Origin of the sequence: Dyella sp. GSA-30 (genome assembly GCF_027924605.1) — a bacterium.
GTDB lineage: Bacteria > Pseudomonadota > Gammaproteobacteria > Xanthomonadales > Rhodanobacteraceae > GSA-30.
In genome coordinates this window covers 464,736-484,596 of record NZ_AP027042.1, presented here as the reverse complement: position 1 = coordinate 484,596, position 19,861 = coordinate 464,736, and the positions used below count along the sequence as shown (strand labels likewise).

Sequence of the window (19,861 nt, the reverse complement as noted above, 5' to 3'; positions counted from 1 at the left end):
TTTAACGCACAATCATGCAAAGACGCGATCAATCCAGCGGTCGCACCCAAATATTGCGAAAACTAATCGGCTGCGAATGATCCCCATGCGCCTGCAGCTTGATCGCCGCGTCGGTATACGGCTTGTACTTCGGCTTGCCGATATAAAAGGTCTCGCCGCTAAGCTGGGTATGGTTCTGCACCAGCACGCCGTTATGGAATAGCGTCACATAGCCCGGCGACTTCACCGTGCCGTCGGCGGCAAATACCGGTGCCGTCCAGACGATGTCGTAGGTTTGCCATTCCCCCGGCGGGCGCATGGCATTAACCAGGGGAGCGGTCTGTTTATAGATGCTGGCAGCCTGCCCGTTGACATAGGTCTTGTTCTTGAACGAATCCATGATCTGAACTTCGTAGCCCTCGTCGCCGGGCCCGGTCGAGGCGAGGAACACGCCGCTGTTGCCGCGCGCTTGGCCTTCGCCAGTGATGTCCGTGGGTACCTGCCATTCCAGATGCAGCTGGTAGTTCTTGAAGTGCTGTTTGGTCTGGATGTTGCCCGTGGCTTTCTCGACAGTCACCACACCATCGTGCACTTTCCACAGTGCGGGCGAATGATCCTTGGATGTTTCCCATTGCGTGAGATCGCGACCGTCGAACAACACGACGGCGTCCGATGGCGGCGCACTGTCCTGCTTGCCCGCCGTGATGACTTTGGGCTCGGGCTCCCACTGCTCGGTCGCCTTGGGATCGGTCTGCGCCCATGCGGACGATGCGAGAACGAAAAGGGTAAGGACCACAGCGCTTTTCTGTTTCAAGGCCATTCCTCGATGAAAGGTCATACCGTGCATATCTTGAACGCCTCGGCAAAGGAATCGAACGGGTCCGATCGCGACGGCATGAATTCGTGCGCGATGTAACCCTGGAAATTCAGATCCGCGATCGCCTTGGCGACGGCGTGGTAGTTGAGCTCCTGGGTGCCGTCGATCTCATGGCGACCCGGCACGCCACCGGTGTGAAAATGGCCGATCCATTGGATGTTGTCGCGGATGGTGCGGATTACGTCACCCTCCATGATCTGCATGTGATAGATGTCGTAGAGCAGCTTGACGTTGGGCGAGTTGATGCCCTTCATCACCGCGACGCCGAATGCCGTGCTGTCGCCCTGATAGCCGTGGTGGTCGACCTTGCTGTTGAGCAGCTCCACGCATAGGGTGACGCCGTTCTCCGCGGCGAGCGGCTCGATCTTGGAGAGGCCGGCGACGCAGTTGTCGATCGCCTGGCGCTCGTCGATGCCATCCTTACGGTTGCCGAACATGGTGATCATGTTGGTCAGGCCGGCGCGCTTGGCCAACGGAATTGTCGCTTCCAGTTCCTTCAACAGCGCGGCGTGATTGGCCGGGTCGTTGAAACCCATCGTGATGAAGTTATCGCGCTTGGCGGGATAACCCATCGTTACCGCCAGACCATTGTCGGTCACCGTCGCCCATTCGTCCGCATACAGCAGATCGACGCCAACGAAGCCAAGAGACTTGAGGTGCTTGCACAGTTCAGGCAATGGCGCCTTGGAGGTCCAGCGGCTCAACGACTGCTTGAGGCGACCGGGCCCAGCTTTCTCGGGAGCGGGTTTGCCGGCGACGGTATCGGCGGAAGCAAGCAACGGCATGGCGCCGACCGCCGCCGCAGCGGCTGCGATGCGGCCGAGCGCGGTGCGGCGGCTGATGCCGGGAGAGGTGGTTGTCATGGTCAGGTGAGTCCCAGGATGTCGCGATTGAACGCGCGGTCGCTGCCGGTGGCGGCGAAATCGTCGAACGCGCGCTCGGTAACCTTGATGATGTGGTCGCGGATAAACACCGCGCCTTCCTTCGCGCCTTGCTGGGCATCCTTGATGCAGCACTCCCATTCGAGCACGGCCCAACCTGGGTAGCTGTATTGCGCCATCTTGCTGAAGATCGCACCGAAATCGATCTGCCCGTCGCCCAGTGAGCGGAAACGGCCGGGGCGATCGATCCAGCTCTGGTAACCGCCATAGACGCCCGCGCGCCCATTGGGGCGGAACTCAGCATCCTTCACATGGAACGCGCGAATGCGCTCGTGATAGAAGTCGATGAACTCCAGATAGTCCATCTGCTGCAGGACCATATGGCTGGGGTCGTAGAGGATGTTGGCGCGCGGGTGCTGACCGACGGCATCGAGAAAACGCTCGAAGGTCGCGCCGTCGTGCAAGTCTTCACCGGGATGCAGCTCATAACAGACATCGACACCGGCTTCATCGAAGGCATCGAGGATGGGTCGCCAGCGTTTGCCGAGTTCCGCGAACGCTTCCTCGATCAACCCGGCGGGGCGTTGCGGCCACGGATAGAACAGATGCCAGGCCAGCGCGCCGGAGAAAGTGGCATGCGAGGTCAGGCCGAGATGCTGGCTAGCCTTCGCTGCAAGCTTGAGCTGTTGCACGGCCCAAGCCTGGCGTTCTGACGTGTTGCCGCGCAATGCCGCGGGCGCGAAGCCGTCGAACAAGCGGTCGTAGGCAGGATGCGAGGCTACTAGTTGGCCTTGCAGATGCGTGGACAGCTCGGTCACCGCCAACCCATGTTCGGCCAGCATGCCCGCGATGTCGTCGCAATACGTCTTGCTCGCCGCTGCCTGCTCCAGATCGAACATCCGATGATCGTTGCTGGGGATCTGCACGCCGACAAAGCCGAGCGACGCTGCCCAACGCGCGATATCGGGGAGCGTGTTGAACGGTGCCTCATCTCCCGCGTACTGGGCAAGAAAGATGCCCGGACCCTTGAGCGTTTTCATATCTTCAATTCCGTTTCAACCGCCCAGGCCTTGCCGTTGCCGGCTTCGGACAGCGGTATATCTGCCTTGTAGCCACCGGGCACGGCGACGTACTGCAGCACCTGCGTGCAGCCGGGTTCGGACATGAAGAAGCCCAGCATGGTCAGCTTCTTGGTCATCAGCACGAAGTCGGCAGCGGGTGCCAACGTGGTGTGGTTCGAATGGCTTATTGCTTCGTTATGAAGCTTGGTCACCAGCGCCTTGCGCTTCGCCTCGTCGAGCTGCATGAACGGCTTGCCGCCCGCCTGGTCGAACGCAGCCAGCGCGGTGAGATAACGCTGCTGATCGGCCTTGGTATAGACGTCATGGAACATCTGATCGATAAACAGCGGCACGCCCGCATCGATCGCACCCGGCGTATCGGTACGCGGGATGATGATATCGGCCACTCCGCCGATCACGCTGCCTTGGGGCGGGCTGAAGAATCGAGGCGCTGCCCCCGGTTTCTGCGATGCGGCGTGCGCATCGAACACGGCCAGCAGCGACGGCGCGGCAAAGGCGCCGACGGCTAGCATGGACATGCTTTTCAACCATTCACGACGGTTCATGGCGCGTCTCCTTTAGATATTGCCGCGCTTGAGTTCTTCCACGGCGTGGCTGGCCGCGCGTGCGGTCAGCGCCATGTAAGTCAGGGAGGGGTTCTGGCAGGCGGATGAGGCCATGGCCGAGCCGTCGGTAATGAAGACGTTCTTGCAGGCGTGCATCTGGTTCCACGCGTTGAGCACCGAGGTCTTCGGGTCGCGGCCCATGCGTGCGGTACCCATTTCATGGATGCCGGCGCCGACATTGGCCTGCATCGAGAAGGTGCTCACATCGCGATAGCCGGCAGCGGTAAACATCTCCACGGCGTCGCTGAGCATCTCCTTGGTCATCAGGGTCTCGTTCTCCCTGTGTATCGCATCGAAGTTGAGCACGGGCAAGCCGTACTTGTCCTTCTTGCTGTGGTCGAGGGTCACCATGTTCTTGTGATTGGGCAGCATTTCGCCAAAGCCCATCATCGATACCCACCAGGGGCCCGGCTTCTCGGCAGCATGTTTGAGTTCGTCGCCGATCGCCGGCGTGTTGACCAGCCGCGTCCAGTCGCTGCGGCTCGCACCGCCCTGGTAGCCGAAGCCGCGCAGGTAGTTGCGCTTGTCACCGCCGACGTTGCGGTAGCGTGGAATATAGAAACCGTTGGGCCGGCGCCCGGAGTAGTAGCGGTCTTCATGGCCTTCGACCAGCGCCCGCGCGCCGTTGCCGAAAATATGGTCCATGATGTTGTGGCCCACTTCGCCGCTGTCGTTGCCGAAGCCGTTCGGGAAGCGGCTCGACACCGAGTTGAGCAGGATATGCGTGGTGCCGAAGGTGGACGCGTTGAGAAAGATCACGCGGGCGAAGTATTCCGTCTGATGACCGGTCTCCGCATCCAGCACGCGCACGCCGGTCGCCTTGCCCTTGGCGTTGTCGTAGATCACTTCGTAGACAATCGCGTTGGTCACGATCGTCATGTTGCCGGTTCTCTCCGCGGAAGGAAGCGTTGACGAGTTGCTGCTGAAATAGCCGCCGAAAGGACAGCCGCGCATGCACAGGTTGCGATATTCGCATTGCCCACGCTGCGGACTCTTGTCGTGCTTGAGCGGCTCGGAGAGATTGGCGGTGCGGCCGATGATGAGCTTGCGCTTGAACTTGTCGTCCAGCTTGCCTTTGAAATCCTTCTCGACGCAGTTGAGTTCCATGGGCTTGAGGAACTGGCCGTCCGGCAGTTGCGCAAGATGTTCGGTCGACCCGCTGACGCCGATGAAATGCTCGACGTAGTCGTACCAGGGAGCAAGGTCGCTATAGCGGATGGGCCAGTCCACGCCGACCCCTTCCTTGCCGTTCGCCTCGAAGTCCATCTCACTGAAGCGATAGCTTTGCCGGCCCCACATCAGCGAGCGTCCACCGACGTGATAGCCGCGGAACCAGTCGAACGGCTGGGTTTCTTCATACGGGTTGTCGATGTCGTCGACGAACCAGTGCTTGGTGGACTGCGTAATACCGTAGAACGACGGGCGCGTGTGCTTGGGATGACGCGCGATGTCTTCCTGCGTCGGCTCGTCGGCGTACGGCAGCTCCCACGGCGCCTTCATCGCGGTGGGGTAGTCGCCATGCTTGACCATGGGGCCACGGTCGAGCACCAGGGTCTTGAGCCCTTTCTCGGTCAGTTCCTTGGCGGCCCAGCCGCCACTGACGCCAGTGCCGACAACGATGGCGTCGTATGTGTTCTTTTCCATGCGATTCCCTTAAGACAGTTCAGCGCAGCGGGCGCAGGTAGGCGTAATCGACGCGCGCGGCGTCGAGCTGGCTCATGCGGCTAAAGGGGCCTTCCTGCTCGACGAAGCAATGCTTCAGTCCAGAGGTATCCGCCGCCGCCATGATCGGTTTGTAATCGAGCGTGCCGCGGCCGAGTTCCGCGCCCGGATAATCCTTGGCGCCGCCGGGCAGGAAATCCTTGGCGTGCATCAGCGGGATGCGGCCAGGATTTGCCTTGAAGTAATCGGCAGGGTTCTTGCCGCCCGCGTGCACCCAACCGCAGTCGAGCTCGAACTGCACGAGCTTGTGATCGGTTTCCTTGAGCAGCACGTCGTAGAACGTCTGCCCACCGCCCACGTCGGTAAATTCGAGATGGTGGTTGTGATACGCGTATTGCAGACCCGCCTGCTTGGCTTTTTCACCCAGGCGGTTGGCGTACTCCGCGGTGCGCTTGGCCTCGTCGAGCGAGTAGGTCGGCTCCGGCGCGCTCTTGCCCTGCGCGGCCAGTTCTTTCTGCATGATCGACGGCAGCATGCTGCTGACGATGTACTGCGTGCCGAGCACGTGCGCGGCTTCGACGCCGGCGTCGAAACCCAGGCTGTCGAAATGCATGCTGGGGCAGCGCAGGCCGGCTTCGTTCAACTGATCGCGCAGCGTCTTGGCCGTGCTGGTGATGATGGCTTCGATCTCGGTGTAGCCGATCGACTTGAGCGTCTTGAGCGTGCCGTTGGGGTCGTCCTGGTAAGCCTTCAGCACCATATAGAGCTGGATGCCGAGCGTCTTGCCCTTGGCGCTGGCGGCGAGGATCTTTCCCGGCGTGCCAAGGGTAAGCCACGCCGCCGTGCCACAAAGCGCGGAACGGGCCAGGAACTGCCTGCGAGTCATCATTAACGGTTTCTCCCTGAGGGGCAGGTGGAGTGTCGAATCACGTGGCGCTGGTGACAGGGGTCCCCGCCGTCGCCTTGCGATCTTTAAATAGCAGCACGAACAAGACCAGAACGAAGGCCGCGCAAGCGCCACCAATCAACCAGATCGCGTGCCAATCATGTGTCGCAGCACCCTGCGCGTTGGTGCGCGCATAGGTATCGACCACCACGCCGGACAGCCACGAGCCGACGAACATGCCCAGACCGTAGGTCAGAAAAGTGATCAGCCCCTGCGTTGCCGCGCGCAAGGCGGAAGGTGCCTCGCGATCGATATAGATCTGGCCGACCACAAAGAAGAAGTCGAAGCAGATGCCGTGCAGGATGATGCCCAGCCACAGCATCCACATCAGACTGCCGGGAGCACCGTAGGCAAACATCGTATAGCGCACCACCCAGGCCAGCATGCCGACGGCGAGCATGTACTTCACGCCCAGGCGGCGGAAGAACCAGGGGATGAGCAGCATGCAGAACAGCTCCGACATCTGCCCACCGGTCATCTTGCCGGCGGCGTTGACCACACCGATTTCGTTGAGGAACAGGTTGGTGAAGGCGTAGTAGAACTGGAGCGGGATACAGATCAGGAACGAGGCGAGCGCAAACACCGCCATCGAGCGGTCGCGCAGCAGGTGCAGGGATTCCAGCGGCAGTGCATGACGCAGTTCGAAGCGCGTATTGCGTGCGAGCGGCGGCGTAGCGGGCAGGGTGAGGCAATAGACTGTCATCAGCACCGACAGCCCGGCGGCCAGGAGCAAGGGCGATGCGGTCGCTTCCACGCCCCAGGCACCGACGATCAGCCCCATGATGATCCAGCCGATGGTGCCGAACACGCGAATCGCGCCGAACTCTTCCTGCGGATCCTTGATATGCCGCATGGCGAGCGAGGTGGTCAGTGCCAGCGTCGGCATGTAGCAGAGGCTATAGGCCAGCAGGGCACCGTAAACGGTTGCGAACGAACTCTGTTGCGCGGCGACCACCAGCAGCACGGCGCCGATGATGTGCAATATCGCGAGCACGCGGCGCGTATCGAACAGCCGGTCGGCCAGCAGCCCGACAAACAGCGGCGAGATCATCGCGCCGATCGCGGTAGTGCCCGCGACCGCGCCGATTTCCTTGCCATTGAAATGCAGCGTCTGGCCTAGCCAGGTGCCGACCGTGACGTACCACGCGCCCCAGATCGCGAACTCGAACAGCATCATCAATCTAAGGCGCCATTTCATCCGCGTTTCCTCTTGGTGCGTGGTGTTTCGAGAAGGTCTTCGACGTGCTGCCATACACCGCCAGCGGCATGGCTCTTGAGCATCGCCTCGACCAGCAGGCTGTTGCGATAGCCGTCGGCGAACGTGGGTAGCGCGACCGGCTTGGTTTCAGGTGTGCCGCCGCGCCGAATCCACGCATAGGCATCGGCCAGCAGATTGCGGAACGCATCCGCCCAGGCTTCCGGATGACCCGCGGGCAGATGCGCATAGCCGCGCGCAGCGGGATCGAGCAGCGCGGGATCCCGTGTCAGCACCGTATTGGCCTGCGCGTGGTGGCCGATCCACAGTTCGTTGGGCTGCTCCTGTCGCCACGCCAGCGAGGCCAGACGCCCATTCACTTCCAGGCGCAGGTCGTTCTTGTGACCGGGCAGCACCTGACCCACGGTGACGCAACCGCGCGCGCCGTTGTCGAAACGCAGCAGCACGTTGGCCACATCTTCGCTGGTGATCTTGATCTTGCGCCGTGGCGCCGACTTGGCCGCGCCGGCAAAAGCCTTGGGCGAAGCGGCTGGGACATCGCGAACCGGCACCGCCGTATGCAGATCGGCCAGCACGGCCGTAATGCGCGCGCCGGTCACGTGCTCGGCCAGATCGCACCAGTGCGAGCCGATATCGCCAAGCGCGGAACTGGCGCCGCCCAGCTTGGGATCCAGACGCCACGAATACGCGCGCTCGTCGGTCAACCAATCCTGCAAATAACAGCCATGCACGAACACCGCCGGGCCGACCTTGCCCTTGGCGATCATCGCGCGCGCCTGCTGCACCAGCGGGTAGCCGCGATAGTTAAAGGTGACCACGTGCGCGACACCCGATTGGCGCGCGGCTTCGTACAGTTCACGCGCTTCGCCCGTGCTGCTGGCAAGCGGCTTGTCGGAGATGACATGCTTGCCAGCACGTAGTGCCGCCAGGGAAACCTCACGGTGCAAGTGGTTGGGCGTGGTGTTGTGAACCACCTGCACGGTGGGGTCGGCCAGCAGTTCCTGGTAACTCGCGTAGCCGCGCCCGGCGTTGAGTTCGCGCGCGCGTTTTTTTGCGGATTCGAGGCTGGAGCCAGCGATACCGACGATCTCGACGTCGCCCAGGCGACGCACGGCATCGAGGTGATGCGCGGCAATAAAGCCAGGGCCGACGAGCCCCATGCCGAGCTTCTTCATCGGGTCCCCACCCTGGCGCTGGTCGTTATGGACTGGCCTGCCATTTCCCCTCCGAGCTACCGCTGTCGCAAAAATGTATTCGATTACATCCGCATAAACACTGGTGTTCGCTGCTTCACAGGTTTGGATTTTGCTTCAGCGCCACAGGCGATTTCGTCGTAGAGCGCTTGAAATGTGGCAGTGTATGTAACAGATGCGCAAAGGCAGGCGCAACGATTTCATGTAATCCATTACATTGCATTGCACAAATATCGGTCGAGGTGACCGCCAGGACATCTCGTTCTCGGACGCTACCGGCTGGTATCGTCCCAGGCACAATGGCGACAAAGGGGATAGGAGCGCGTGAGTACGGACGGATCCAAGCGTAAACGGCAAGGTGCGAAGGGCGCGGACAAGAATGCTGCGCCGCAGCCTGCGCGTGTCCGGACGGTCAAGGAAATTGCCGCCATTGCCAAAGTTTCGGTTGCAACCGTCTCACGCGCCTTGCAGCGCCCCGAGATCGTCAGCGAGGAGACCCGCCAGCGCATCCACGAAGTCGTCAAGCGCCTGGGTTACACGCCCAACGCACTGGCGCGCAACCTGCGCACCGCGCGCACGCGCCTGATCATCGCCTTGCTACCCGACATCGCCAACCCGTTCTTCTCGGAGGTCATCCGCGGCATCGAGCAGGTGGCGCACGAGAACGGCTATTCGGTGCTATTGGGCGAAACGCAGAGCAGCCTGGTGCGCGAGCAAGCCTACGCCGACATGGTCGCCGCCCGCCAAGCTGACGGCATCATCACCATGTCCCACCGCGTCCCAGCTATCCCCATTGATGGGCGACTGCCAGTGGTCAATGCGTGCGAGTACGTCAAGGACAAAAAGATCTCCAGCGTTTATATCGACAACGTTGCCGCGGCGGGGGCTGCGGTCGACTATCTCGTGACGCTGGGGCATCGGGATATCGCCTTCATTGCCGGGCCATCGTCGAGCCCGATCTGCGTGGATCGGGAGCAGGGTTACCAGCTTGCTCTGCAGCGGGCGAAGATTCCCGCGAACCCAGCACTGACTGCCGTCGGTGACTTTTCGATCGAAGCGGGCGAGCGCGCCATTGACCTGTTCCTATCGCAGGGGCAGTCGTTCAGTGCGGTGTTCTGTTCCAACGACGAGATGGCGATCGGTGCGATGCGTGCGTTGATCTCACACGGGCTGCGTGTGCCTGAGGATGTCTCGGTAGTTGGCTTCGATGACATTCGCTTTGCGCGCTATACCTCGCCACCGTTGACCACTGTCGCTCAGCCGAAGAATGCGCTGGGGCGGGAGGCGATGACCATGTTGATCGAGCTGCTGAACGATCCGGAGGTGCCGCCGCGGAAGCGGGTGTTGTCGGCTGATTTGGTGGTACGGGGGTCGACTGCGCCGCGAGCGGGTGGGCGCTGATGACGAAGCAGCGTAACCATGGAGCGGATTCATTGAGGTGACGGCCTTTGAATCGTCGTTAATGAGTTCGATCTGTGCGTCGGGCGCCGGTTGAACGCAGTCAAGATTGATACAAATGTGCTTCGTGCCTAGCGGTACGAGTTGAAGGCGCGCAAACATTGGCGCTTCCAATATGAATCATGGGTTGCGTCTGACAGTGAGGAAGGCATCATGAAAAGACGAGAATTTGTTGGAGCGCTCCCGCTCGTCGTTGGCGGCACATTAGCTATTACATCTACCAAAGCCAATGCTCAAACACAATCGACATCGACGTACATAAGCGTTAAGCAGTTTGGAGCTGTTGGAAATGGCACCGCCGACGATACCGCGGCCATCACGGCGGCTTTCACATATGCGTCGGGGCAGGCTTACCCGATATGTGTATTTTTCCCTGATGGGGAATATTTGGTCAGCGCGGGATTCACGATACCGGTTGGTGTAACGGTTCGAGGATCGGGGCGAGGCTCTGCAACGATTGTTGTTGGTGTCAGCGGTATCACGGTCTTCTCTTGCATCCAAAGTTCATTTGCGTATGCCAACATCACAGTGTGTGACCTTGGCATTCAAACATCTAAATCCAATGTGATTGGGATGCACTTTACGCTTTGCGAGATGACTTGCGTGGAGCGAGTTCTGTTTGCTGGCTGTACGCAGAGCATGACTATAGATCGGGGACAACACCATCAGATTCTAGATGTAGTAAGTCGCGGATACAGCAGTAATCCTGCGGGCACGTTCCGCTTCTGGTCTTCCGTGGATACGGATTACATCTATCACTTAACTGTCAATAGCTTGCTTTTTTCCAATAGCGGCACCGGTGTTTCGACTGTCATGGACCCTGCTGCGATCTACCTGCGACGGGGCATCACTAGCTATTTCAGCCAAGTCATTGCTGGCGATCTAACGGATGGTGGGGCAGCGAGCGCGAGTTTTATTGTGATTGAGAACGACTGTCAGGGCTGCAAATTTTCTCAATGCATTGGGGTATACCCTGCCCAGGGAATCGTGATCAAGCAGGGAAGCGGAGTGGCTGCTTTCCCCGAGGTTATCGAATTCAACGGCGTTGATATCGACCAGCCCACTGTGCTTGCGATTCAAATTGTTGAGGCAAAGTACGTAACTTACAACGGTGGCACAATTACGCCCCGAGGCGGCTTCACCAATCTGAACCCTATTGTAGTGTACCCCGGAGGTCAGTTCGTCACGTTCAACGCAACAACGGTGTCTGGATTCTCCGGTGGCGCTGGATTTTTTCTGAACGGCGGATCCTACATTGAGCTCAACAACTGCATAGTCGATGGTTGTAGCACCGCTTTTGTTTTTGCCGGAGGCGACCACATACGGATAAGCGGAGGCAGCGTGACCAATTGCACCAACAAGTATTCCGGTGCGTACAACACGGTTGGCAGCTACTACCGTGGCGTATATGGTTTCAATCCATTCGCAGTTGGAACCCCGGCGTTGCCGCCCTCTGGTGCCACGCTAACCAATAACTTGGGTGTGCGGTGTAGCGTATACATGACTGGAGGCAACATCACGGCCCTGCAGATCAATGGGCAGGCCATCCCGTCTAGCGTTGCAAATGGCGCGATCGATCTCGAGCCGGGCGACTCGATCAGCGTAACTTACTCCACCAGTCCTTCGTGGACGTGGATCGGGCACTAAAAATTCGCGCTGACCAATTCATTGGGGACTGGTCCATTTGAACGGTGATTCAAGCGCATCATTAACAAATCCGAGTCCTTGTGCGATGTATATAGGTGTTCATTGGACCTTCTTGAATTCTAGCAGTCGCTTTTAGCCGAAGGTGGATGTCAACCAATTGGCGTCAGATCATCTGGGAATCGGGATGCCGATTCCCAGGCGTCGTCGGCTAGCGCATTCGAGCTTCGTCGCCAAGCTCTGTTGAGATGAGCGTACACATGGCCAAGGTCAATGCGAAGATCACCTTCGTCATAGTCTGGGGTCTGTTCGATGTCCTTTATCAAGCTCCCGAGGTGCTCACGGGCGTCTTCAAGTTCGTACATGAATGCAGCCCACTCAACTGGCTGAAGTTTCTTATCGATCATCTGATACCTGATCCATCACGTAGCTTCCGTAGCTAGGGCGTTGAGTTGGCTGGAGCGACATTTCATCTCCGTTGTTCATGAGCTCGGCTCTGAAGTGTCCTTCATGAAAGATATCGCATTAGCTATAGCGGCATGTAGAATCCATAACCATTCGTATAAAGTCTTGGCCACTTGGACTCGTGGCTCAGAGTTAGGGGTAGTCTGCGCGAAATAGGGAAGTGTTTGGAAATCAACAATATTGATCTCCATTAGCGCGGCACTCGGAGTAGTACAGGGGTACTCTGAGGCAAAGGTATGGGGTTTGAGATCGGGGCTCTCTATAACCGGCGACTAGACATCCATGAGGTGTTTGGCGGCCAGACCCAGGGTGGTATTTCAACGCCTAGTGGCTCGGAATTCATCTTTCTCTTCACCGGCGAGGCCGGGAAGGCTCATGGATATGAGGATTTCGTAGACGAGAGAGGTTTCCATCTCTACGGCGAGGGTCAAGCCGGTGATATGCAGTTCGTTCGAGGCAACTTGGCGATACGCGATCACATAAAGAATGGAAAGCGCCTTCTGCTTTTTCAATCACTTGGAAAGAGCCGGCCCTATCGCTATTTGGGCGAGTACGCCTTGGCCGATACGGAGACGGTTGATGCCCCTTCGACATCCAGAGGCGCTCTAAGAAAGGCGATCGTGTTCTTGCTTCATCGTGTTCCTGACGATGAGCGAATTGCCGAGCAGCAATCCGCAGAGCCTCGGGTGTGGATGGATCTTGGCATCGAGATGACCACAATGCTTTCCGTGAGAGAAGTTCGTACGAAGCAATCGCTCTTTCGGGACAACGTCCTTCGTGTCGAGAAGCGGTGTCGAGTCACGGGGATTGAGGATCTGCGATTTCTTCGAGCTAGTCACATCAAGCCCTGGTCTCGCTGTGACAAAGGGGAAGAGCGGGTGGATGGGAACAATGGCTTGTTGCTGGCTCCTCATGTTGACCATCTGTTTGATCAAGGATGGATCTCTTTTGAGAACAACGGAAATCTGATTTGTTCTTCAGATCTTCCAAAAGAGATTTTGGATCGCATGGGTATAGATCTTCCCGCCTTGAAAAAGGCGAACTTCAACGAGAAGCAACGCGAGTATCTTAAGTTCCACAGGACAAATATCTTGAAGCGTCCATAGTTTGGAGTCGAGCATGTCACCCAAGCGAATGATGGATGTCTCTGCTACCACGCTTGGGCTTTAGGAGGCACAGCAAACGCGCACTCGCCGCTTTGTCTACAGCTCTAATGTCAAATTTCCAAGAGCAACTTCAAGAAGTCAGCGCCGGAAAAGAAGTGATGCGCAGCTTTGCACCAGCGTAAGGCACCAGACGCAACGTGGCGTACGGCTCATCCTCCACCCCCGGCTTCAAGGGCACAGGATCGGCGGCTCCCTCTTGCGCCTTCCATGCCACAAGCCGCCCCTGCACGGTGAGCGTCACCGCCGGTGTCGCACCAGCGAAAGGAAGCGCACCGATCGGATGCTCCTCCACGGCGCTGCCAGCACTTACGGCATAATTCCACTGTGAGGTCGGGTACACCTGCCAGTCATTGGTAAGACCGCGTTTGCGCCACTTCACCCAGGCTTCCCCAATCGGCAACGAGAACACCAGCGGGCCGCGGCTGAAACTTATCGAGTCGTTGTAGCCCGTTTCGGTAACGACTTCGGCGGGAAAGGACAAGTGGATCGTATCGCCCGCAGTCCATTGACGTTCTACCGTAAGGAAGCCTTCTCCGGCGTTCACCTTCGTCGGCTCGCCGTTGATTCGCAATGATGGCGAGCGGCACCAGGCTGGCAGGCGCAGACGCAGAGGAAACGTCACTGGGGATGCTGGCCGCATCGTCATGGCGATGTCGCTGCGGAAGGGATAGTCGGTGTCTTGTTCGATCTCGATGGACACTCCGCGCGCCACCGTTTTGACGCGGCAGGGCGCGTAGACCGTCGCGGCGAGGCCGCCGTCCGCGCAGGCCATCCACAAGCTTGCTGTCAGCTTTGGCCAGCCTTGGTGGAAGTTGGCCGTGCAGCAGCCAAAGTGCGGATCGAGGCCGAACAGGTTTGCCTCGGGGCCGTTGGTCGTCCACGGTCGGCGGTGCAGGCTGCATTCCACCTGGTTGGGCTGCTGGTCGTACTGGTGTGCCCACATGTCGTCGGTAAAGGCGCCCGGTAATGCGTTATAGGCGATACGCTCGATCCGGTCGCCCAGGGCGGCGTCGCCGGTGATCGCCAGCGCTACCTCCAACGAGTACAGCGCCTCCACCACCGTGCACAGTTCGGTGCCTTGCGATGGGTTGCGTCCGGCAAGATGCTCGTCGGCGGAATAGATGCCATTGGCCAGGCCGTGGTAGCGGTCGAGCATGGCGAGCTGGTGATGGATGGCGGCGCGGTCGTTCGCGTCGCGCGAGATCAACGACCACACCGGCGATGCCTTGAGTGCCTGCGCGACGTTGACGCCGTGTACCTGCAGCCCGTCGTCCTCCATGAAGACATCCTTGCCGCCCTTGGCTTCGAGCAACTTCGCGTCGGTCTTTTCCCGGAAAGGAAAATCAGCGTACATGCCTTGCCAGTCGTAGCCCTGCTTCTTCAGCAATGCTGCCAGCTCAAGAAGTTTTGGATCCTGCGTACGCGCATACAGCCAGAGCACGGAGGCCACTTCGTCTTGCCAGCGCATCCGGCCCCAATCGCGCAGCGGGCGTTCCGGCAATGCGCCCAGCTGATAGTGGAAGTAGCGCGTCATGAAGGGCAGCACGCGCGCATCGCCCGTCAGCTCCTGATACTGCGTCAGCGCCTTGAGCATGACCATGCGCGGCCACCAATCGTCATTGCTTTTCGGTCCGAACATGCCGTTGGGCCATGGATGTTCGAGCGTCCACTCGATGAATCGCTGCGCCTTCGCCTTCAATGAGGGCGAATCGAGCTGCCACGCCAGGGGCAGCAAGCCGTCGACAAAATACGGGCCGCGTTCCCACGACTCGCCCTTGCCGCCGAGCCATCCGCTGTTGGGACCTAGATCCGGCCAGGTCTCGTCCACTCGGCCGCCGAGACCTGCGGCCTGGACTTCCAACTGGCGACGCAACCAACCCGAGGGGCGAATCGAGCCGGCGGGAAGCAGCTGAAACGGTTGCGGCGCGAGAGGCGCTGGCGGAAATACGGCGGCGGCTGGAGTCGTTGCCGCACCGAGCACCTCCATCGGCAACCATGACGTCACTGCCCCGAGTACGGATGCTCGAAGAAAGTTGCGGCGGCCAGGCGCAGTCGAATCATGCATTCGGAAAACCTCACTTACCAGGCTAGTCGTCGAAGCGTGTCACTGATAGCCAACTATAGCCCCTCGGCCCCATGTGGACGTTTCTCTTTTCGGCGCTTTGATGTAAAAAAGCCCAACGGGTCAAAGGGGTTTGATCGCGCCATGCGAAACGACACTCAAGCGAACCATCTCAAAGTCTATTTCCAGCAGGAGTTCATTAATTTCCTGCGCACCACCGGAAACGTGGCTACCTATTCGACAGCCTGCGCATTGCTGGCGCAGACCACCACCACGTTCTTTGGTAGCCGACGGCTCGCGGATGCGATAGCGATCTGCATCGCCCTGATGACGGCAATCGGTGCCTGGTTCGCTGTCGATCTCTTTCACAGGGCGTGGACAAAGCGCTATGACATACAGAGTTCCGGTCGCCTTTTTCGCCTGGCGATCATTGTGCTGGTGACCACATTGATCGCCGCTCCCTGGGTGGTCGTCCGCGAGCAAATCAAGTAACAGGACAGTGCGGCTGATGATCTTTTCAGCCAGTACATTCAAAGCGAGCCATATGAACTGATCTGTGTCGCACTTGCGTGCATTCCTTGATGGGATTATTCCCAACGGAGAGATCATCATGCGTCGTCTAGCAATCGCAATCGTAACTGGTACCGTTCTTGGCGCAGTGTCCACAGCGTCGATCGCCCAAGCCGGTCTTTCTCAACTTACCAATAGCGTAAGGAGCATCGAGAAGAACTTCGATGTGGCCGACAAAAACCACGATGGCAAGCTGACCCGGGAAGAAGCGCAATCTGGAGCGACGCCGGCAATAGCCAAGCACTTTGACGAAATCGATACGGACCACAAAGGTTACGTCACCAAGGCAGACACACGTGCCTTTATCCAAAGCAACTTATTGCGTGGCCATGCAGCTCCGCCCAGTTCTTCGGCTGGGCATTAAAAGGCCGCACTGTCTGTGTCCACGGCGTAGCGGAGAGATCGGGGGCACCCGTGGAGGGCGTCTTCGGGTGCTCAGAAAATGGATGTGACCTCATCGATGATGGACGTCCCCGATGTAGCCCTCGGCTCTACAGGCCTCTTGCATCCAGATGCGTACCACAGTGCATACAGCAGCGGATCTTGAAGCGGCGCCCGCCTTTGCCATAGATCAGCTGTTGCCCACAACTGGAGCATGCCCGGGCACGTAGCCAGCTGCGTTCCGATAAGCGCTGATCGCCGCATGCCGGGCAATGGTCGCCGTTGGTACGGCTGATGTACTCATTGCATTCAGGGCATTGAAGCGACGGCGCGGTAAAAGCGGCGGCAAGGGCGGTGAGCCAACCTATCAGCGCGACGATCATGAGTGCTGGCATGTATTTTTTGTCCAGCAGAAAAACTGCCGGTATCGTCAGCATAAAAACCATGAAGCCACCGCCAGCAATTTCTTGGTGCCGCCTGTAGCGGTGAGTAGTCAGTGCGAAAGATTCCCTGCGTGAAGACAAGGATAGAGCCCCTAAAGTCGCCCGTTGAAACGAGCATCATTTCATAAATGTCGGATGGCGTGAGCAAGTGACCACGCCTATGGCGGGCCGGTTTAATGCGAGTTACGTCACATAACAGTGTTTCTATCTGGAAACACTCATTCGACACCAGAGATTCTTGGCTTTCTGGAGCGGCGAGGTAACTACCTCGAGATAGTTGGCGAAGTCTCATGTGGCCCCCCTGGCCCAAGGAGACCTGACCATGCAATCCCTTCGACTGCTTACCGCCAGCGTTGCGATCACGCTCGGCTTGACTGGTAGTGCCTATGCGCAATCATTTACGGCGCTGCCGCGTGTGGATTCCCCTTACGTCTATGTGATGTCCAACGATATTCACGCCAACAGTGTCGCGGTGCTCAAGCGCAGCGTCTTTGGCGGGCTCGATAAAGTTGCGGTAGTGGCTACTGGTGGTGCCGGCGTAGGTGTGGGTACCACTACGCCGCCGCCTGATCCGCTTGGTTCGCAGAATGCATTGATCAAAAGCGATGACGGTCGATGGTTGTTTGCCACCAACGCGGGCAGCAATCAGGTTTCGGTGTTCGCTATCCGCGGCAGCCAGTTGATCCTGACCGATGTAAGGGCCTCGGGTGGCACGTATCCCGTCAGCGTGGCGCAGCGAGGAAACCGGGTTTATGTGTTGAACTCGGCCGGCGCGTCGAACGTTTCGGTGTTCGAACTCAACGCCAATGGACATTTGACGGCTGAGCCCAACGAAACCCGCGTCATCGGTACGGACCAGGCGCTGGTGGGCAATCAGCCCAATGTCGGGATGACGCCAGCGCAACTTCAGTTGACGCCCGATGGCCAATGGTTGGCGGTGTCCGTCAAGGATGCCTCTGCCAAGGGCTGGTTTGAGCTGTTTTCCGTAGATCGTCATGGCGATTTGGCTCAAGACCCAGCCATCACGCCATCGAACGATCCACAACCGTTTGGCTTTGCGTTCGATGCGCGTGGCCACCTGATTACCAGCGAAGCGGCAGGGTCGGCAGCAAGTTCTTACTCCGTGACGCGCGATGGCCAACTGCATGCGATCTCCAGCGACATCGCCAACGGACAAGCCGCAGCTTGCTGGCTGGCAGTGTCGGGACGCTATGCATTCACCGCCAATGCGGGCAAAGGGGATATCAGTGCGTATCGCATCGGCGAGAACGGCGCGCTCACCCTGATCGGCAACGGCGTTGCAGCCACGTTGGAGAGCGGAGCGGCGCCTACCGATTTGAAGGTATCGCCAGACGGGCTGTTTCTCTACGTCGGCAACTCCCTGGGTGGTGACGTGGACAGCTATCTGATCTTGCCCGAAGGTCAGCTATTCAAGGTCGGCCAGACGACGGTCTTCGCCGGAGCAAGCGGCATGCAAGGTCTGGCGCTCTGAGTCCGGCGAGACAGTAGCTGAGCCAAGCCTCACGCCACGCGAGTGGATGGCGTGGGGCTTTCATGCATGCCCGGATCTCACATCAAAGAGTGATCTCCGTCTGCTTTGTCGCTCCGTCAGGTGGCCCATAGCGCTTTACCACCTTGGCATTCTTCATAAATGGGGCGGATGTAAGGACAGGTTTGATCGCATCGAGCAGTTTGTCCGCACTTGGCCCGTACATATAGATATAACCGTCGTGACCATCCGCGGCGACCTCGTCGCCATCGAACTCCCCAGCGCCGACTTGTTTGATGGCAGATTCGAGTTTGTCTTCCAGTGCGAAGAGCGGTTTGAGATCGGTCGATCCATAATTAAAGTGAACGATAACAGCTTGCTCTGCAGGGTCAGGTGTCCCACTGGCCATGCTTGGCTGTGATGCGATGAGCAAGGAGATCAAGAGCATCTTTGATATCTTCATTTCTATTCCTGAGAATCGATGGTATCGATGTCGAAAAAAAGGATTTTATGTGCCACCAGCACGCATTCGTTGCACATATGAAGGTGCCCACCTCTACCTTCTACCATCCCCTGAACTTCATTACGCGCCTTCGCGCAGAAATCGCAGAATGGCGGTTGAAGATCCCTGATGTTCCTTGAGTCTGGGTCTGGGCCCTCGTACTTTTCGAGTATCCCGAATTTGAGGCGTAGTAATTCCGTCCGAAGACGCTCGTCATCTTTGCCAGCCATACCTACCCTCTAGTCAGATCGCTTCGGCGCCCGCTTCGGATCGAAACACACATGACAGGAATCCGGGATGCCCAGGAAATGAGCGCTGCTCCATGGGCAGCGTACGCCCGGAAAGCCAAGACCGTAGTTTACTTATTTGATGAAAATAAGTTAGAAAAAGTGTATTACGGTACAAATTTTAGTCGGCTGTCTTAACCTCAGGGGCTCTTATGACGATATCGCCAGTTGCCAGCAATGAAATTACCGATGCCGTGACGGCAACCAACACCAAGCCTTCAGGCAACACGCCTGCCGACGCACTCGGGACCATTTATCAGGCTGTGGCACATGCCCTGGCCAACGCCGTACAAAGCGCCGTCAATGCCCAGCAGCAGAGTTACATTCTGGCGCAATCGGCAACAATGCAAGCAACAATGCTTCTGCTGCCGATGGGCAACCCGAATGGTTCGATGCCGTTAGATGGAGACAAGGTATCCGCCGTAGCGAATGCGCTCGCGGCAACAGCTGCGCCTGATGCTACGATGGGTGCCATCGCGCAAGCGGTCGAATCGGCAAGCAAGCTCGGATTGGAGAGCGCTGGCTCATGGTCTGAAGCGGTACGGATCATAATGAGCACAGTAGCCATCGCCTTACGCGAATTGCAGATGGCCTCTCAGGATTACAACATGGCGATGGTGAAGCAGGCAGCCATAGCGGCTGCGTTGACAGCCATGATCAAGGCACCCGATCAACTTGAGCAATATCAGAAAATTCTGGGGTTGATCCAGGGGCTCTAGCGCAACGTAAGGGCAGCTCTTAGCTGACTCAAGTGACACTTGGCTGCACCTGAGCGGTGGGGCTGAGCGTGGAAAGTGTTTTGGGATAGCAAGAAACCCGCTCGAATGAGCGGGTCTCGATAGCGTCTGGCCGAGTACTGCAAGCACCTCGTCGGATGCATTGCTAATGAAAACTGCGTTCCGAGAAACCCCCGACGTGGGCTTGAATGTCCCGTCCTATCAGCAAAGATTTAC

Annotated in this window: 19 protein-coding genes; 7 read left to right on the top strand and 12 right to left on the bottom strand. The window is 58.6% G+C overall.

Annotated elements, in window-relative coordinates:
• Positions 1-28: 28 nt before the first annotated feature.
• From QMG46_RS02225 to QMG46_RS02190, 8 genes are read right to left on the bottom strand one after another with little or no spacing between them, the layout of a single operon-like run.
• Positions 29-793 carry a 3-keto-disaccharide hydrolase gene (locus QMG46_RS02225; protein ID WP_281850814.1) on the bottom strand — a complete coding sequence of 255 codons (765 nt, stop codon included), beginning with the start codon at positions 791-793 and terminating at the stop codon, positions 29-31.
• A 20-nt stretch (positions 794-813) separates the two neighbouring features.
• Positions 814-1,719, bottom strand: coding sequence for a hydroxypyruvate isomerase family protein (locus tag QMG46_RS02220; protein ID WP_281850813.1), 906 nt, complete (start codon positions 1,717-1,719; stop codon positions 814-816).
• Positions 1,720-1,721: 2 nt separating this feature from the next.
• On the bottom strand, positions 1,722-2,777 hold the full coding sequence (locus tag QMG46_RS02215) for a sugar phosphate isomerase/epimerase family protein (RefSeq protein WP_281850812.1): 1,056 nt from the start codon (positions 2,775-2,777) through the stop codon (positions 1,722-1,724).
• A complete protein-coding gene (locus QMG46_RS02210) occupies positions 2,774-3,364 on the bottom strand; it encodes a gluconate 2-dehydrogenase subunit 3 family protein (protein WP_281850811.1) in 591 nt (196 codons plus the stop codon). The genes QMG46_RS02215 and QMG46_RS02210 overlap by 4 nt, the downstream gene beginning before the upstream one ends.
• A 12-nt stretch (positions 3,365-3,376) precedes the next feature.
• The gene (locus tag QMG46_RS02205) at positions 3,377-5,068 is read right to left on the bottom strand and encodes a GMC oxidoreductase (protein WP_281850810.1); all 1,692 of its coding nucleotides are present in this window, start codon (positions 5,066-5,068) and stop codon (positions 3,377-3,379) included.
• A 19-nt stretch (positions 5,069-5,087) separates the two neighbouring features.
• Positions 5,088-5,975, bottom strand: coding sequence for a sugar phosphate isomerase/epimerase family protein (locus QMG46_RS02200; RefSeq protein WP_281850809.1), 888 nt, complete (start codon positions 5,973-5,975; stop codon positions 5,088-5,090).
• A 37-nt stretch (positions 5,976-6,012) separates the two neighbouring features.
• Positions 6,013-7,230, bottom strand: a complete 1,218-nt coding sequence (locus tag QMG46_RS02195; RefSeq protein ID WP_281850808.1) for a nucleoside permease — start codon at positions 7,228-7,230, stop codon at positions 6,013-6,015.
• Positions 7,227-8,423 carry a Gfo/Idh/MocA family protein gene (locus QMG46_RS02190; protein ID WP_281850807.1) on the bottom strand — a complete coding sequence of 399 codons (1,197 nt, stop codon included), beginning with the start codon at positions 8,421-8,423 and terminating at the stop codon, positions 7,227-7,229. The genes QMG46_RS02195 and QMG46_RS02190 overlap by 4 nt, the downstream gene beginning before the upstream one ends.
• 342 nt (positions 8,424-8,765) lie before the next feature.
• On the opposite strand from QMG46_RS02190, the gene QMG46_RS02185 reads away from it, so the two are divergent.
• Positions 8,766-9,842 (top strand): LacI family DNA-binding transcriptional regulator, encoded by a 1,077-nt coding sequence (locus QMG46_RS02185; protein WP_281850806.1) that lies wholly within the window; start codon positions 8,766-8,768, stop codon positions 9,840-9,842.
• A 210-nt stretch (positions 9,843-10,052) separates the two neighbouring features.
• Complete coding sequence (locus QMG46_RS02180; RefSeq protein WP_281850805.1) at positions 10,053-11,546, top strand: glycosyl hydrolase family 28-related protein; 1,494 nt, start codon at positions 10,053-10,055, stop codon at positions 11,544-11,546.
• Positions 11,547-11,695: 149 nt separating this feature from the next.
• Here the strand turns inward: QMG46_RS02180 and QMG46_RS02175 are convergent, their stop codons facing one another.
• Entirely contained in the window at positions 11,696-11,950 is a 255-nt protein-coding gene (locus QMG46_RS02175; RefSeq protein ID WP_281850804.1) for a hypothetical protein, read from the bottom strand.
• A gap of 294 nt (positions 11,951-12,244) precedes the next feature.
• Between QMG46_RS02175 and QMG46_RS02170 the strand changes: the two genes are divergently transcribed.
• Positions 12,245-13,114 carry an HNH endonuclease gene (locus tag QMG46_RS02170; protein ID WP_281850803.1) on the top strand — a complete coding sequence of 290 codons (870 nt, stop codon included), beginning with the start codon at positions 12,245-12,247 and terminating at the stop codon, positions 13,112-13,114.
• A gap of 130 nt (positions 13,115-13,244) precedes the next feature.
• Here QMG46_RS02170 and QMG46_RS02165 read toward each other — a convergent pair whose 3' ends face one another.
• Complete coding sequence (locus tag QMG46_RS02165; RefSeq protein WP_281850802.1) at positions 13,245-15,239, bottom strand: beta-L-arabinofuranosidase domain-containing protein; 1,995 nt, start codon at positions 15,237-15,239, stop codon at positions 13,245-13,247.
• Positions 15,240-15,380: 141 nt separating this feature from the next.
• Here QMG46_RS02165 and QMG46_RS02160 point away from each other — a divergent pair, with 141 nt between their 5' ends.
• Together QMG46_RS02160 and QMG46_RS02155 are read left to right on the top strand one after the other, a co-directional pair.
• On the top strand, positions 15,381-15,728 hold the full coding sequence (locus QMG46_RS02160; protein ID WP_281850801.1) for a hypothetical protein: 348 nt from the start codon (positions 15,381-15,383) through the stop codon (positions 15,726-15,728).
• A gap of 118 nt (positions 15,729-15,846) precedes the next feature.
• Complete coding sequence (locus tag QMG46_RS02155) at positions 15,847-16,170, top strand: EF-hand domain-containing protein (protein ID WP_281850800.1); 324 nt, start codon at positions 15,847-15,849, stop codon at positions 16,168-16,170.
• 127 nt (positions 16,171-16,297) lie between these two features.
• Here QMG46_RS02155 and QMG46_RS02150 read toward each other — a convergent pair whose 3' ends face one another.
• A complete protein-coding gene (locus tag QMG46_RS02150; RefSeq protein WP_281850798.1) occupies positions 16,298-16,633 on the bottom strand; it encodes a hypothetical protein in 336 nt (111 codons plus the stop codon).
• A 319-nt stretch (positions 16,634-16,952) separates the two neighbouring features.
• Here QMG46_RS02150 and QMG46_RS02145 point away from each other — a divergent pair, with 319 nt between their 5' ends.
• Positions 16,953-18,122, top strand: a complete 1,170-nt coding sequence (locus tag QMG46_RS02145; protein ID WP_281850797.1) for a lactonase family protein — start codon at positions 16,953-16,955, stop codon at positions 18,120-18,122.
• Positions 18,123-18,204: 82 nt separating this feature from the next.
• On the opposite strand, the gene QMG46_RS02140 is transcribed toward QMG46_RS02145, so the two are convergent.
• Positions 18,205-18,582 carry a hypothetical protein gene (locus QMG46_RS02140; protein ID WP_281850796.1) on the bottom strand — a complete coding sequence of 126 codons (378 nt, stop codon included), beginning with the start codon at positions 18,580-18,582 and terminating at the stop codon, positions 18,205-18,207.
• Positions 18,583-19,060: 478 nt separating this feature from the next.
• Here QMG46_RS02140 and QMG46_RS02135 point away from each other — a divergent pair, with 478 nt between their 5' ends.
• Positions 19,061-19,627 carry a RebB family R body protein gene (locus tag QMG46_RS02135; RefSeq protein ID WP_281850794.1) on the top strand — a complete coding sequence of 189 codons (567 nt, stop codon included), beginning with the start codon at positions 19,061-19,063 and terminating at the stop codon, positions 19,625-19,627.
• Positions 19,628-19,861 lie beyond the last annotated feature (234 nt).